Here is a 692-nt window from a genome sequence, read left to right as displayed (position 1 = left end):
AATGCTAAAGCGAGCATGGAATGATAATTCCGTTCAAGCTTTTCATACCTTGTAGCTATCCCTCTATATTGTTTGATCCGACCAAAGGCATTCTCAACTAAGTGCCTATATTTGTACATGCACCAGTCAATATCTTCATTACCCACTAAACTGTTATCCTTGCGTGGAATAACGGGTGTAGCGCTATTATCACGAATAAACTCTCTTAGTTTTTCACTATCGTAGCCTTTATCTGCGACAACCACATTACTCGTTGGGCAATTGTCTACAAGTGACTCTGCATGGACGATATCATGCGTATTTCCACAGGATAATTCATAATAAACAGGCAATCCTCCGCTATCTACTGCAAGATGAATTTTAGTCGAATTGCCACCTCGACTCTTACCGATTGATTCATTGCCAGCGGTTCTTGCACCGCAACTATGCTGGTGAGCCCTGACAATACTGCCATCAATAAAGATCCAATCCATATCAGCATAGTGGGATAACACACGAAATAATTCATTCAAAATATCTTTTTTGGACCATAAATTAAATCGTCTATAGATAGCACTCCACGAGCCGAAATAAGACGGTAAATCTCGCCAAGGAATACCGGTACGCATCTTATAGAGTATGCCTTCGAGCGTTTTTCTATGCTCAGGCTTATTATAAATTCGACCACTTAAGTGCATTACTTTTGATAAGAC

The 692-nt window shown here is 40.0% G+C and carries 1 protein-coding gene; it reads right to left on the bottom strand.

Annotation, left to right across the window (positions count from 1 at the left end; genetic code table 11):
- Window positions 1-692 (bottom strand): IS5 family transposase (locus I6F65_RS21515; protein WP_231613269.1); only part of this gene is annotated, 692 nt, incomplete at both ends.

The sequence above is a fragment of the Pseudoalteromonas sp. SWXJZ94C genome, assembly GCF_015864385.1.
Classification (GTDB): Bacteria; Pseudomonadota; Gammaproteobacteria; order Enterobacterales; family Alteromonadaceae; genus Pseudoalteromonas.
This window is presented reverse-complemented; position numbering and strand designations above follow the sequence as displayed.